Source organism: Sulfitobacter mediterraneus, from assembly GCF_016801775.1.
In the GTDB taxonomy this organism is placed as follows: domain Bacteria; phylum Pseudomonadota; class Alphaproteobacteria; order Rhodobacterales; family Rhodobacteraceae; genus Sulfitobacter; species Sulfitobacter mediterraneus_A.
Map to the genome: position 1 here is coordinate 2,054,296 of NZ_CP069004.1, position 14,193 is coordinate 2,068,488.

Annotated in this window: 15 protein-coding genes; 7 read left to right on the forward strand and 8 right to left on the reverse strand. The window is 58.1% G+C overall.

Annotation, left to right across the window (positions count from 1 at the left end):
* Nucleotides 1–153: 153 nt before the first annotated feature.
* From JNX03_RS10060 to JNX03_RS10085, 6 genes are all read right to left on the reverse strand, one after another.
* A complete protein-coding gene (locus JNX03_RS10060; RefSeq protein ID WP_203208941.1) occupies nucleotides 154–933 on the reverse strand; it encodes an SDR family oxidoreductase in 780 nt (259 codons plus the stop codon).
* A 10-nt stretch (nucleotides 934–943) separates the two neighbouring features.
* Nucleotides 944–1,900 (reverse strand): calcium/sodium antiporter, encoded by a 957-nt coding sequence (locus JNX03_RS10065; RefSeq protein ID WP_231024250.1) that lies wholly within the window; start codon nucleotides 1,898–1,900, stop codon nucleotides 944–946.
* Nucleotides 1,901–2,067: 167 nt separating this feature from the next.
* Nucleotides 2,068–2,865: a S49 family peptidase gene (locus tag JNX03_RS10070; protein WP_203208942.1), complete on the reverse strand. Its 798-nt coding sequence runs from the start codon at nucleotides 2,863–2,865 to the stop codon at nucleotides 2,068–2,070.
* 53 nt (nucleotides 2,866–2,918) lie between these two features.
* Nucleotides 2,919–3,680 carry an ABC transporter permease gene (locus JNX03_RS10075; protein ID WP_203208943.1) on the reverse strand — a complete coding sequence of 254 codons (762 nt, stop codon included), beginning with the start codon at nucleotides 3,678–3,680 and terminating at the stop codon, nucleotides 2,919–2,921.
* Nucleotides 3,677–4,606, reverse strand: a complete 930-nt coding sequence (locus JNX03_RS10080) for an ABC transporter ATP-binding protein (protein WP_203208944.1) — start codon at nucleotides 4,604–4,606, stop codon at nucleotides 3,677–3,679. The genes JNX03_RS10075 and JNX03_RS10080 overlap by 4 nt, the downstream gene beginning before the upstream one ends.
* 62 nt (nucleotides 4,607–4,668) lie before the next feature.
* Nucleotides 4,669–5,181 (reverse strand): CoxG family protein, encoded by a 513-nt coding sequence (locus JNX03_RS10085; RefSeq protein WP_203208945.1) that lies wholly within the window; start codon nucleotides 5,179–5,181, stop codon nucleotides 4,669–4,671.
* 77 nt (nucleotides 5,182–5,258) lie between these two features.
* Here JNX03_RS10085 and JNX03_RS10090 point away from each other — a divergent pair, with 77 nt between their 5' ends.
* Nucleotides 5,259–6,236 (forward strand): DMT family transporter, encoded by a 978-nt coding sequence (locus JNX03_RS10090; protein ID WP_203208946.1) that lies wholly within the window; start codon nucleotides 5,259–5,261, stop codon nucleotides 6,234–6,236.
* Nucleotides 6,237–6,239: 3 nt separating this feature from the next.
* Here JNX03_RS10090 and JNX03_RS10095 read toward each other — a convergent pair whose 3' ends face one another.
* On the reverse strand, nucleotides 6,240–7,202 hold the full coding sequence (locus JNX03_RS10095) for an NADPH:quinone oxidoreductase family protein (protein WP_203208947.1): 963 nt from the start codon (nucleotides 7,200–7,202) through the stop codon (nucleotides 6,240–6,242).
* A 223-nt stretch (nucleotides 7,203–7,425) separates the two neighbouring features.
* On the opposite strand from JNX03_RS10095, the gene JNX03_RS10100 reads away from it, so the two are divergent.
* Genes JNX03_RS10100 through JNX03_RS10125 form a run of 6 tightly spaced genes read left to right on the forward strand, consistent with a single transcriptional unit; the run spans nucleotide 7,426 to nucleotide 13,370 of the window.
* A complete protein-coding gene (locus JNX03_RS10100) occupies nucleotides 7,426–10,299 on the forward strand; it encodes a monovalent cation/H+ antiporter subunit A (RefSeq protein WP_203208948.1) in 2,874 nt (957 codons plus the stop codon).
* Nucleotide 10,300: 1 nt separating this feature from the next.
* Nucleotides 10,301–10,657, forward strand: a complete 357-nt coding sequence (locus tag JNX03_RS10105; RefSeq protein ID WP_203208949.1) for a Na+/H+ antiporter subunit C — start codon at nucleotides 10,301–10,303, stop codon at nucleotides 10,655–10,657.
* On the forward strand, nucleotides 10,654–12,201 hold the full coding sequence (locus JNX03_RS10110; protein ID WP_203208950.1) for a monovalent cation/H+ antiporter subunit D: 1,548 nt from the start codon (nucleotides 10,654–10,656) through the stop codon (nucleotides 12,199–12,201). The genes JNX03_RS10105 and JNX03_RS10110 overlap by 4 nt, the downstream gene beginning before the upstream one ends.
* A gap of 4 nt (nucleotides 12,202–12,205) precedes the next feature.
* Complete coding sequence (locus tag JNX03_RS10115) at nucleotides 12,206–12,703, forward strand: Na+/H+ antiporter subunit E (protein WP_203212212.1); 498 nt, start codon at nucleotides 12,206–12,208, stop codon at nucleotides 12,701–12,703.
* A complete protein-coding gene (locus tag JNX03_RS10120; RefSeq protein ID WP_203208951.1) occupies nucleotides 12,703–12,990 on the forward strand; it encodes a K+/H+ antiporter subunit F in 288 nt (95 codons plus the stop codon). Before JNX03_RS10115 ends, JNX03_RS10120 begins: the two co-directional genes overlap by 1 nt.
* Nucleotides 12,987–13,370, forward strand: a complete 384-nt coding sequence (locus JNX03_RS10125; protein WP_203208952.1) for a Na+/H+ antiporter subunit G — start codon at nucleotides 12,987–12,989, stop codon at nucleotides 13,368–13,370. The genes JNX03_RS10120 and JNX03_RS10125 overlap by 4 nt, the downstream gene beginning before the upstream one ends.
* A 43-nt stretch (nucleotides 13,371–13,413) precedes the next feature.
* Here the strand turns inward: JNX03_RS10125 and JNX03_RS10130 are convergent, their stop codons facing one another.
* Complete coding sequence (locus JNX03_RS10130; protein WP_203208953.1) at nucleotides 13,414–14,181, reverse strand: SDR family NAD(P)-dependent oxidoreductase; 768 nt, start codon at nucleotides 14,179–14,181, stop codon at nucleotides 13,414–13,416.
* Nucleotides 14,182–14,193 lie beyond the last annotated feature (12 nt).

A 14,193-nucleotide genomic window follows, 5' to 3' on the forward strand; every position in this document is an offset into this window, starting at 1 on the left:
TCGTTGATTTGCCTAAAAAATAGGCACTATAATAAAGCACTGTTTTTATTGATTATTTTTTTGACCACTCGTCCAAATTATTGAAATCGCTTGATTTTCGCAACAAAACTGCAATCTTTGCGTGTCCGGTGCAGAACTTTGCCGCCGCTGCGGTCACTCGACCCCAAGAACATCCGGCGTTTTCCAGCCCAGATGCTGCCCGCCATCCACACAAAGCAGCTGACCGGTGACCGCAGGCGCGTTCAAGAAGTAGCTCAGCGCCGACGTGATTCCCTGGGCATCCGCGCCGCGCTGCAAAACCGTATTGCGCCGCTGCGCCGCGAAATGCGCGTCGCTTTGGCGGCTGCCTTGCAAGGTTGGTCCCGGCCCGATGGCATTGACCCGGATCGCAGGGGCAAGCGCCTGCGCCGTGGTCTGAGTCATCGCCCAGAGGCCCATCTTGGCCAGCGTATAGGTCATGAATTCAGGGGTCAGCTTGCGCACCCGTTGATCCACCATATTGACGATCAGGCCGGTTGCCTGCGGCTCTCCATTCTCATCTGTTTTCGGGGCGAGCCCCTGCGCAACCATGGCCTGTGTCAGGACAAAAGGTGCCCGCAGGTTGCTGTCCAGATGTCGGTTCCAGCTCTCGCGCGTGGCAGATTGCACGGTGTCATACTCAAAGATCGAGGCATTGTTGATCAGGCAAGTGATGGGTCCCCCCAGAGCCTCAAGCGCCTGTGGAAACAGCGATTGCGTCTGCTCCTCCTCCAGCAAATCGGCCTGCAGCGCCACGGCCCGCCCGCCTGCTGCCTCGATCATGCGAACGGTTTCATTGGCACCATCGGCAGAACTGGAAAAATGCACGGCGACATCAAAGCCTTGCCCGGCAAGTTCCAGCGCCATAGCGCGGCCCAAACGATGCCCCGCCCCTGTTACCAATGCGCCTTTCATGGCGGCCTCCTCAGATCAATACAACAATCAGGTAGAGGGCATATAGGGCGCTTAGAATAATTCCCCAGATCCGGGTGATATCCATTTTCAGATAGACAAAGGGGATCAACAGCAACGACGCGCCCAGCATCACCCAGAGATCAAATCGCAGGAACTCAGGATCAACCGAGATCGGCCCGACCAGCGAGGCAATCCCGATAATGGCCAGCAGGTTGAACATGTTCGATCCGATGACGTTGCCCAGCGCCACATCTGCCTGACGGCGCAGGGCCGCCATCACAGTTGTGGCAAGCTCCGGCAGGGATGTACCGATGGCAACCAGCGTGAGGCCAATGACCGTATCGCTCACGCCGTAGGCCTGCGCAATCACGGTGGCATTGTCCACCAACAGCCCGGCTCCGACCGGCAGGCCAATCAGGCCAAGCACCAGAAAAACCGCAATTTGCCAGCCCGGCATATCCGGATCTGCGCCTTCAGGCTCTTCTTCCTCGTCCGGCTCTCCCTTGCAGGCATTGCGGTGCGCCTTGGCATCGCGGAACGCATCGACCAGCACATAGGCCAGCCCCCCAAGCAGCACCAAACCGGCCAACCAGTCAAAAACCCCGCGAAACGCCAATGCGATAAACAGGATCGAAGCGGCGATCATAAAATTGTAGGTCTTACGTGTCCGGCATTCGGACGTGTGCATCGTCGCCAAAAGCGCAGGAATACCCAGGACCAGCAGGATATTAGCAGTGTTCGATCCCACCACATTGCCCAGCGCGATACCGGGGGCATTATCCAGAACGGCCTTGATGGAGATCAGCAATTCGGGCGCAGAGGTGCCAAAGGCCACAATCGTCAAGCTGACGATCAAGGCGGGGACGCCCAAACGCAGTGACAGGTTCACCGCGCCTTTAACAAGCGCATCGCCTGCAAGCAGAAGGATCAGCAGACCCAAACCGGACAGCAGCCATGGCATCACCATCAGCTTTTCCCTCCGCAGCTACAGGCGCCTTTGCCGATGCGATAACGCCCGCAAGACCGGCATTTGGTCTGCGAGAACCGCTTGCCACCAATCCAGTGCATTTTGCCAAACCACGCCAGCACGCCCATGAAGACGAGAAAGAGAAGGACGATTTTGAAAACCATGAATTACAGTCCAAACCGCGCAAATGCGGCGCGTTCCTCAATGCCGTGAACGGCGTCCTGCACCATCTGCATGCCGAACCGTGACATCAAACCGCGCCGAACGCCATAGCGGCGCAGCTTTACCTTGTCACCAAAGCGGTCTTTCAGAACGGGGAGCAGATGACCGATGCCATCAATCAAACCCAATTCCTGTGCCCGCCGCGCCAGCCAGATCTCACCGGTGAACAGGTCAAGATCCTCAGGCAGCTTATCGCCGCGGCGGTCTTTGATGTGGTCAATGAAATTGGTGTGAATGTCCTCAAGCAGCGTTTTCAGCCGCGCGACATCTTCGGGGTTTTCAGGGCGGAAAGGGTCCAGCATGGATTTGGATTTGCCAGCGGTATAAACGCGCCGCTCAACCCCGTGTTCCTTGATAAACTCATGCACACCGAACGAGGCAGAGATCACCCCGATGGAGCCGACAACGGAACTGGCATCGGCGTAAATCTCATCAGCCGCCGCCGCCAGCCAATATCCGCCAGAGGCCGCGACATCTTCGACGAAAGCGATGACGGGAATGTCTTTTTCCGCCGCCAGCCGCCGGATGCGCGCGCCGATCAGTGACGATTGGACTGGACTGCCGCCTGGCGAATTCAGCTCAAGCGCAACTGCGGCAGGCTTGCCCTTGGCAAAAGCTTTTTCAATGACAGGCCCAAGTGTTGCATCGTTCAATGCACCACGGCCCTGTGTGCCAATCACGCCAGAGAGGCGGATCACGGCAACAGTCGGATCAGATTTAAGGAAAGGCAGCCATCGTTTCATGTCACCTCATGTAGAGCGGCCAGCCGCCGCAAACAAGGCGGCTGGCAAAAGGTTTATTGCCGGATGCGCCAACCGGTGCGGAATATCCACCAAATCACGGTCAAACAAACCCCGGTGAAAAACCCGATCGCCAGCAGAGAAGTCAGGATGGGAACGTCCGCACTGCCGTAAAACGACCAGCGGAATCCCGAGATCAGGTAAACCACCGGATTGAACATCGAGACCGATTGCCAAACCGGCGGCAGCATCGAGATCGAATAGAAGGATCCACCCAGAAAGATCAACGGCGTGATCACCAGCAATGGCACAATCTGCAACTGTTCAAAGTTACCTGCCCAGACACCGAGGATAAAACCAAACAGCGAAAAGCTCACACTGGTCAGCACCAGAAACGCGATCATCGCCAATGGGTTCTGGATGGTGAAATCCACAAAGAAGAACGCGGTGACAAGGATGATCGTGCCAATGATCAGCGCCTTGGTCGCGGCCGCGCCAACATAGCCAAGAACAATCTCGATAAAGCTGATCGGGGCGGACAGAATTTCGGAAAACGTACCCAGGAACTTGGGGAAGTATATCCCGAAAGAGGCGTTTGAAATAGACTGTGTGATCACTGTCAGCATGATCAGACCCGGCACGATAAAGGCTGCATAGGTGATCCCGTCCACCTCTTGAATGCGGCTGCCGATGGCCCCGCCAAACACGACAAAATACAGCGAGGTAGAGATCACCGGCGCGAGGAAGCTTTGCGCGATTGTGCGGAAAAAGCGATACATCTCAAAGACGTAAATGGATTTGATCGCAGTCCAGTTCATGCCGCATCCTCCTTGACCAGACCCACAAAGATATCTTCAAGGCTGGATTGCCGGGTTTGTACATCGCGCAGAACAAGACCCGCCGCCGCGACATCGGCCAGCAGTTTGGTGATGCCCGTGCGTTCGGATCTGGTGTCGTAGGTGTAGATCAAGGTTGTGCCATCCTCTGACAGCTCAAGCGCATCTGATTGCAACGCCTTTGGTATCTCCGAAATCGGATCGGTCAACAGCACATCAAGCTGTTTCTGTCCCATCCGCGCCATCAGCGTGTCTTTCTCCTCCACCAGCATCAATTCACCATTTGCAATCACGCCCACACGGTCGGCAATGGCTTCGGCCTCTTCGATGTAATGGGTGGTCAGGATGATGGTCACGCCGTCTGCCTTGAGCTTGGCCACGATGTCCCACATGTCTTTGCGCAACTCGACATCGACCCCGGCTGTGGGTTCGTCCAGAAACAGCACGCGCGGATCATGGGCCAAGGCCTTGGCGATCAGCACCCGGCGTTTCATCCCGCCGGACAATTCCCGCACCTGGTTGTCTTTCTTGTCCCAGAGCGACAGTTGGCGAAGCACTTTTTCGATGGCGGCATCGTCGCTTGGCTTGCCAAACAAACCACGTGAGAATCGCACGGTATTGATCACCCGCTCAAAGGGTTCCAGATTGATCTCTTGTGGCACCAGACCAATGATCGACCGCGCGGCGCGGTAATCGGTGACAATGTCATGCCCGGCAACTGTGACAGACCCGGATGTTGCGGTTGTGATCCCGCAAATCGTTGAAATCAGGGTTGTTTTACCCGCACCATTCGGGCCGAGCAGCGCCAGAATCTCCCCCCTGCGAATGGCAAGGTCGATGCCCTTCAAGGCCTGAAAGCCACCCTTGTAGGATTTACGCAAATCCTTGATCTGGACAATGTCCGTCATGCTCTTCTCCGCTTGTTGTGGCGGGGAACCTAGACCGGATAAATTAAAGTGAACAGACCTGTTTAGTTTTTCTTCAGCCCGAACCAGCCTTTTTTGCCGCCCTCTTCCGCATCTGGCGCGTCGGTCTCTTCTGCCGGCCCCTCCAATGCGGTCTGCAGATTGTCAAAAAACTGATCGGCCATCTTCTTGGCAAAGCCGTCGATGATCCGGCTGCCAAGCTGCGCCAGCTTGCCGCCCACCTTGGCGTCCACATCATAGCTCAGCTCTGTGCCGCCATCCTTGGCCGCAAACCGCACATCGGCGCCGCCCTTGGCAAACCCTGCCGCGCCCCCTTTGCCCGATCCATCGATTTTCATCGCCTCGCCCGGCACCATGTCCGAAATGGTCACTTCGCCTTTAAAGGTCGCCTTTACGGGGCCAACTTTCTGCACAACGGTCGCCTGGAACCCGTCTTCTACAGTACCAGTTACCTCTTGTGCGCCGGGCACGCATTGCTTGAGCACCTCAGGGTCAAGCAACGCGGCATAAACCTCGGCCGGAGGGACAGCGATCTGGCGGGTGTCTGACATATGCATGAGGCGGCTCCTTTTGGTGTTGGTCTCACGCTACGCATTTCTCTGGACAGGGGCAACGGGGCTGATAGGTCAAACCTATGACAGAAGGATTGCAGAACCGGGCCGGACTGGCCATTGCATTTGTACTGGGCGGGGTCGCGGCAATCTCGATCAATGATATGCTGATCAAACAATTGTCAGGCGGCTATCCCCTGCACCAGATCGTGTTTTCCCGTTCTGCAATCGGCATTCTGTTCAGTTTGATTTTCGTCAAGATCGAAGGCGGCTGGCATCTGCTCAAGACCGATCAACCTGCCTTGCATATTCTGCGGGGGCTTCTGGTGGTCGTGGCCAATATGACTTTCTTTGTGGCACTGGCCGCCCTGCCACTTGCGGATGCGACCGCCCTGTTCTTTGCCGCACCCTTGTTCATCACCCTTCTGTCCATTCCGATGCTGGGCGAAAAGGTTGGCCCGATACGGATGGCGGCGGTGTTTGTCGGCTTCATTGGCGTGGTGATCATGCAGCGGCCATGGGCAGGCACAGAGACGCTGCAAGCCTCGCGGCTGGTGCTGCTAATGCCGATCATTGCCGCACTCACCTATGCATTGAACCAGCTTCTGACCCGTAAGTTGGGCGTCAAAGCCAAGGCCTCCGTGCTGTCGGTTTACATTCAAGCGGTGTTTATCGTGGTCTCTGTTGGATTTTTTGTCGTGGCCGGGGATGGCCGGTTTGCCGCCGAAACCGCCAATCCTTCTGTGCAATTTCTTCTACGGGCATGGGTCTCGCCCCCGCAGGAGGACTGGCTGATTTTTGGCGGGCTCGGCTTCAACGCCGCAATCATCGGATATGCGCTGAGCCAGGCCTACAGGCTGGCCGACGCTGCCACTGTCGCTCCGTTTGAATATGTTGGCCTGCCACTGGCCGTATTCTGGGGCTTGGTGATCTTTGGCGATTTGCCCGAATGGGAGGTCTGGATCGGCATATCCCTGATCATGGGATCGGGCCTGTTTGTTTTCCTGCGCGAGCGACAAAAGGCGCGGCAGGTCGAAGGGCGAGTGCGAGGCCGGTTTTGAGCGCTAGGCCACCTGCACCACCACTTTTCCCGTGGCCTTGCGACTGCGCAACAATTCCAATGCCTCATTGGCCTGCTCCAAAGGCGCGACATGGCTGACATGAGGTTTCAACTTGCCCGCCACATACCAACCAAACAGGGTTTTGAAACTGTCGGTTAGCACCGCAGGATTGATCCGCGCATAGCCGCCCCAATAAAACCCAAGCACAGTCAGGTTTTTCACCAGCAGGATGTTGGCCGGAATCTGCGGCACTTCGCCAGAGGCAAAGCCAAGCGGCAGGATACGCGCCTCAGGGTTACAGGCCCGCATCGCCGCCTTGAATTGATCGCCGCCGATGGGGTCATAAACCACATCCGCGCCGCCCAGTGATTTCACGATTTCACGAATGTCACCGGTCTCCGAGTTGATCAGATGATCCGCACCAGCTTTGCGGCAAATCTCAAGCTTGGCTTCTCCACGCGCACAGGCGATCACCTCCGCCCCCATCAGCTTGCCCAGTTCCACCGCCGTAAGGCCAACGCCGCCCGATGCCCCCAGAACCAACAAGCGTTCTCCCGGCTTCAGCTGCGCCTTGTAGTCAAGACCCACGTGGCTGGTGCCATAGGCAATGAGGAAAGCCGCCGCATCAACCGCGTTCATCTCATCGGGGATCGGCACGCAAATCTCGGCGGGGATCGCCACATATTCGCCCAGACCCCCCTGCCCGGTATAGGCCGCAATCCGTTGCCCCACCGCCAGATGGTCCACCCCCGCGCCCAATGCGGTGATCTCACCGGCCAGTTCCATACCCGGCGCATAGGGCAGCTCGGGCTTTTCCTGATAAGTTCCCTTGATAGACAGCAGATCAGCAAAATTCAATCCGCAGGTTTCAACCTTGACCAAGACCTCGCCCGCCTTTGGTTGAGGGACAGGCACGTTCTGAAGGCTAAGCGGGGCGTTATAGGCGGTGATTTGCATTGCGCGCATGTCTGGTCCTTCCGATTTTGCCCGCAAAAGGCCAGAGCGTGGCATCTTTGGCAAGAGTTCACCCCGCCCCTGACACGCAAAATCCTGCGACAGATCGCGGCAGATCACCCGCCAAACGGGTCAAATGATGGTTTTGTGACAATTCTGTTCGGTTTCCCTTGAGAAAACCCTTAAACTGAACCAGATAAAGGCAACCTTTCAGGCCCCAAGATCAGGAGTTCGCGTGTCCCTCTTCCTTGTCGTTGCCCTCCCTTTTCTGGGGGCCTTGCTACCCGGTTTGATGAATTCCGCTGGCCGTCAGGCCTGTGCGGGCGTCACCTTTACCGTCACCTTGGCAGCCTTCATCGGCCTCATGACCAACCTGCCCGCCGTTCTCGCCGGAGAGGTCGTGACCACAGGCGTTGATTGGTTGCCGATGCTGGGTCTCAACGTGAACCTGATGCTGGATGGTCTCGGCTTTTTCTTTGCCAGCCTGATTTTGGGTATTGGTCTGCTGATTATTGCCTATGCGCGGTATTATCTGGCCCGCGACGACAATATGGGCGAGTTTTTTACCTATCTGCTGCTGTTCCAAGGCGCGATGGTCGGCATTGTCCTAAGCGATAACATCCTGCTTTTGCTGGTGTTCTGGGAGCTTACATCCCTGTCCTCCTTCCTGTTGATCGGCTACTGGAAACATCTTCCCGAGGGACGACAGGGCGCACGTATGGCGCTGACCGTGACGGGGATGGGCGGTCTGGCGATGATCGGTGGCATGCTGATCCTTGGCCAGATTGTCGGCAGCTATGATCTCAGCGTGATCTTGCAAAACCGCGAGTTGATCCAAAGCTCACCGCTGTACTTGCCCGCCTTGCTGTTGATCCTTTTGGGGTGCTTTACCAAATCGGCGCAATTTCCGTTTCATTTCTGGCTGCCGCACGCCATGGCGGCCCCCACCCCTGTGTCGGCCTATCTGCACTCGGCCACCATGGTCAAAGCCGGGATTTTCCTGATGGCCCGCATGTGGCCGGTCCTGTCTGGCACGCCGGAATGGTTCTTGATTGTCACCACGGCTGGATTGATCACCATGGTGCTGGGCGCGGTAATCGCGCTCTTTAAACACGACCTCAAAGCCTTGCTGGCCTTTTCCACCGTCAGCCATCTGGGGCTGATAACAATGCTTCTTGGCACGGGCACAGCCTTTGGCGCGATGGCGGCGGTGTTTCACATTCTCAACCATGCCACGTTCAAAGCGGCGCTGTTCATGTCCGCCGGTATCATCGACCACGAAACCCACACCCGCGACATCCGCAGGCTTGGCGGCCTGCGTCACCTGATGCCCGTGACATTCGTGATCGCGACACTGGCCGCACTGTCGATGGCGGGTATTCCCCTGCTCAACGGGTTCCTGTCCAAGGAAATGATGCTGGAAGAGGCCACCCATACCGCATTGTTCAGCACAACCTGGCTCGTGCCTGCGCTGGCGACTGTGGGGTCGCTGTTTTCGGCCGCCTACTGCTTCCGCCTGATTGGCCACACTTTCCTTGGTCCCAAACGCGACGATTACCCAAGTGCACCCCATGATCCCGGCCCCGGCTTGTGGCTGCCGCCTGCCATCTTGGTGGTGCTGGTTGTAGCCATCGGCGTTGCACCGTTTCTGGCAGAGCCGCTGGTCAAGCTTGTGACCTCTGCCGTTCTGGGTGAAGCCGCGGCGCTGCCGAAGGCGCATTTGAAAATCTGGCACGGGCTGACGCCGCCGCTTTATATGTCAATTGTCGCGGTGCTGGGTGGTCTGCTGCTGTTGATGGTCTATCGCCCGGCACTGCGCCTGTGGGATGCCGCCCCCAGACCCGAGGCCAAAACCATCTTTGACGCGACAATTGAGGCCGCAGTTGCCTTAACTCGGGGCATCATCCATCCACTGCACAATGGTGCCTTCTCGCGCTACGCCGCCTTTATGGTCGTGACTGTCATTGCTGCGGGCTATCATGCTTGGTCTACGGGCACTTTGGCGGCGGCCACCCGCACGTTGCAACCCGCCGGAGCGGTCGAGATCGCCGCCTGGGTGATGCTGGTCGCCGCGACCGGCGGCTTGGTCTTTTTGCATCGCAACCGTCTGCTGGCGCTGATCCTGATCGGTATTGTCGGGCTCATGGTCTCTGTCGGTTTTGTCTTCTTCAGTGCACCTGATCTGGCAATGACGCAGATCACGGTTGAGGTTGTCTCCATCATCCTGCTGTTGCTGGCGCTGAATTTCCTGCCCAACCGCACCCCGGTTGAAAGCACTGTCCTGCGCCGCACCCGCGACGCGCTTGTGGCCATTGCGGGCGGTCTGGCGACATTGGCGATGTCCTATCATTTTCTGCTGCGCGAGGCGGTTACCTCGCCCATTTCCGAATACCACCTCGCCAATTCCTACAAGGGTGGCGGCGGCACCAATGTGGTGAACGTGATCTTGGTGGATTTCCGGGGCTTTGACACCTTTGGCGAGATTATCGTGCTGGGGATCGCCGCCTTGCTGATCTATGCCTTGACCGAAACACTGCTCGACGGTCCGGTGCGGGCGCGGCTGTTGAACCGCAAGCCTGATCAACCGCGCGCGGGCGACATGCATCCCACGATGATGGTGGTCCTGACCCGGGTGATGATGCCCGTGGTCCTGATGGTTGGCTTCTACATCTTCTGGCGCGGCCACAATGAGCCGGGCGGCGGGTTTATTGCCGGGCTTGTGGTCTCCATCGCGGTGGTGATGCAATATATGGCCAGCGGCTTTTCCTGGACCTCGGCGCGGCTGCGCTATCCCTACCACGGGGTGATCGGCGCGGGTGTATTGACGGCGGGCCTGACCGGGATCGGATCATGGTTTGTGGGCAAGCCGTTCCTGACCTCCGATTTCACCTATGTGCGCATCCCGCCCTTCGAAAAGTTTGAACTGGCCACAGCGGCCCTTTTCGATCTGGGTGTGTTCCTTGCGGTTGTCGGCGCGGTGATGCTGTCGCTTGAAAGCTTCTCGCGCTTGGCGCGGCGCAGGGATGCCCAGGACAGCGAACATCCGATGGATATCGACCCCTCACGCGATCCCGCCGATGTCACCAACCCCGCGAAAGAAGGAGCATAACATGGAACTTCTTGTTGCCTCCGCCATTGGCATCCTGACCGCTGCGGGTATCTATCTGGTGCTGCGCTTGCGCAGTTTTCCAGTGATCATTGGCATGTCTTTGCTGACCTATGCTGTGAACGTCTTTCTGTTCGCCTCGGGCCGTTTGACCGTTGGCGCACCGCCAATCCTAGGCGATGCGGCGACCTACACCGACCCGCTGCCTCAGGCGCTTGTTCTGACCGCGATTGTGATCTCCTTCGGGATGACCGCTGTTGTGGTAATGATCGCGCTGGGGGCCTATCTGGGCGCTGATGACGATCATGTAGACGATCAAGCCCCGCCCGAAGCGGACCTCAAAGCGGAGGATGCGACATGACCCATTGGATCATTGCCCCCGTTGTCCTACCCGCGCTGCTGGCTCCGTTTATCGTGCTGGCGGCCCGCTACCACATCGGCATCCAGCGGGTGTTTTCTGTGGCTGGTGTTCTGTCCCTGATCGCGATTGCCGCCGGATTGGCATGGCAGGCCTCTGACGGGACGATCATCCTTTATCAGCTCAGCGATTGGGCCGCGCCCTTTGGCATTGTCTTGGTCGGGGATCGGCTGTCGACCTTGATGATCTTGCTGACTGCGGTGCTCGCCCTGTTTGTGATCCTCTATGCGATCGGATCGGGCTGGGACAAACGCGGCTGGCATTTCCATGCGCTGTTTCAGTTTCAGTTGATGGGGATCATGGGCGCCTTTCTGACTGGCGACGTCTTCAACCTGTTTGTGTTTTTCGAAGTGCTGCTCATCGCCTCATACGGGCTTATGATCCACGGCGGCGGCAATCTGCGCCTGCGGGCGGGGGTGCAATATGTGCTGTTCAACCTGCTTGGTTCAACCCTGTTCCTGTTTGCCCTCGGCGCGATCTATGCCGAAACCGGAACCCTGAATATGGCCGATCTGGCCCAACGTGTAGCATTGATTGATCCCGCAGAATCGGTGGGCATTCGCATCGCTTCCGTCATGCTGCTGCTCGTGTTTGCGATCAAGGCAGCGGTGGTGCCGTTGCATTTCTGGCTGCCGTCCAGCTATGCCGAAGCGCCCGCACCCGTAGCCGCGCTCTTTGCAATCATGACCAAGGTCGGCGCCTACGCAATTATCCGTGTCTACACGATGGTCTTTGCGCCTGATCTGGATGTGACTGCGGGCCTGCACGGGCTGTGGCTTCTGCCTGCTGCGCTGGTCTCGCTGGCACTGGGAATGATTGGCGTGTTGGCCGCACGCAAACTGGACCGTCTGGTCGCCTTTGCGGTGATAGGGTCCATGGGGATGGTGATGATCTCTATCTCGCTGTTCACGCAGGCGGGGATTGCCGCCGCGCTATACTACATCGTTCATTCGACACTGGCGGCGGCGGCACTGTTCCTGATCTCTGATCTGGTCCGGGCCGGACGGGCTCATTTGAACCTGACCGCGGCGCCGCCCGTTTCAGGCGCGGCCCTGACGGCGGCACTGTTCTTTGTTGCGGCGATAGCCATGACCGGCCTGCCACCGCTGTCAGGTTTTATCGGCAAACTGATGATCCTCGATGCCGCCTTTGGCACTCCGCTGGCGGTCTGGACCTGGGCGATCATTCTGTCCGCGAGCCTGATCAGCGTGGTCGGTTTTGCCCGCGCGGGCAGCGTTCTGTTCTGGAAAGCCAGCGCCGAACCCCTGCCGGAGGAAGAAGGCCAACTGCCCGTCCCCCGGCCAAGCATTTTGTCCTATTCCGCGGTTGGCGGGTTGCTGGCATTGCTGATTTTGCACACGGTTTTTGCAGGACCGGCCTATCGCTATGCCGATGCCACCGCCAAACAGTTGTTTGATCCAGTGCCCTATATCAGCAAAGTGTTGGGCACGCCGGGCAAGCTGAGCACACCGAAGGAGGGCCATTGATATGCTGATGCGCGCCTATCGCTGGCTGTTTCCACATCCGTTGCTGACACTGCTTCTGGCGTTGGTCTGGATTCTGCTACAAAATAATTTCTCTGCTGGTATGGCCGTCTTTGGCTTGATCCTTGGTATTCTGATCCCGCGCCTGACCGTTGTGTGGTGGCCTGACCGCCCTGTGCGGCTTCATCTGGGCCAAATGGTCGGCTATATGCTCGTCGTACTGTGGGATATCCTGGTCGCCAATGTGCAGGTGGCCTGGATTGTGCTGACAAAGCCGAACTCAAAACTGCGACCCGCCTGGATCGTTGTCCCGCTGGATCTTCGCCAACCCGAGGCGATCACAATCCTGGCCGGTACAATCACGCTGACCCCCGGCACCGTGTCTGCGGACCTGTCTGACGAAGGGCACAGCCTGCTGGTGCATGTGCTGCACACCGACGATCCTGACAGTGTCCGGGACGAGATCAAAGACCGCTATGAGCGCCGCCTGAAGGAGATTTTCTGATGGAACCTGCGATGCAATTCATGAATGCCGCCTTGGTTATCGCCTTTGCGCTGGTAGCGCTGTCTCAGGTTTTATCGATGGTGCGTCTTGTGATCGGGCCCAGCACGGGAGATCGGATTCTGGCACTGGATACCATGGTGGTGAACGCGATCGGATTGATCATCCTTTTGGGAATTTCGCAAGGCAGCCGGATTTACTTTGAGGTCGCCTTGATCATCGCCATGCTGGGATTTGTCTCAACCGTGGCCTATGCACGGTTTGTTCTGCGGGGGGATATCATCGAATGACACTCCAACTGATCGGAATTTATGCCGTTGGCATCTGCCTGTTGGTCGGGGCGGCCTTTGCCCTGATCGGGACCATTGGCCTGCTCAAGTTCAACGATTCCATGACCCGCCTGCATGCGCCGACCAAGGTTGGTACCATTGGCATCGGGGCGTTGCTGCTGGCGTCGATGATCCACAGCTATGTCTTTGCCGATGGGTCGCTACATGAGTTGCTGATCATGGCGTTTCTGTTTGTGACCGCGCCAATCTCGGCCAATTTCATCGCCAAGGTGAACATCCACAAACGCACATGCGACACGCCCCCTTCGCCGCCGAAGGATGATATGTGGGCAACCCTGAACGTGCCCGAAGCAGATCGCGAGATTGCAAAAGCGGACTGATTTTTAGGCCGGGCATCTGCCCGGCCAACGCTTTTCCTGCTGATTACCGCGGTGCCATGCGGATCGCACCATCAAGACGGATCACCTCACCGTTCAACATTGGATTGTCGAGAATGTGACAGACCAGTTTGGCGTATTCCGCAGGCTGCCCCAATCGGGACGGGAACGGCACCTGCGCGCCCAGAGAATCCTGAACCTCCTGCGGCAACCCCTCGAGAAGTGGCGTCAGGAACAGCCCCGGGGCAATGGTGCAGACCCGTACGCCCTTGTCCGCCAGATCACGTGCCATCGGCAGGGTCATCCCCACGATGCCGCCTTTGGACGCGGCATAGGCCACCTGCCCAACCTGGCCTTCATAGGCCGCAACGGACGCCGTGTTGATAATCACGCCGCGCTGGCCGTCCGGGGCCATCGGTTCGGCCCCGACCATGCCTGCCGCCGCCTCGGAGGCGCAATGGAACGATCCGATCAGGTTGATGCCGATCACCTTGGAAAACAGCCCCGCGTCATGGGCTTCGCCGCGCGAAACCGTCTTGGCCGCAGGGCCGATGCCCGCGCAATTGACCAACACGCGTGGTGCGCCCAATTGTTCCGTCACGGCGGCAAAGCCGGCCTTGACGCTGGCCGCATCCGACACATCGACCTTTTGAAAAATCCCGCCCAGTTCGGCGGCTTTGGCCTGCCCCTGCTCTTCGTTCAAATCAAAGATCGCGACCTTCAGACCAGCCTCGGTCAGACCTTTTGCGCTGGCCGCGCCCAGACCTGACGCGCCCCCGGTGACAACCGCCACTGCATTTGCCCAGTTTTCCATATCCATACTCTC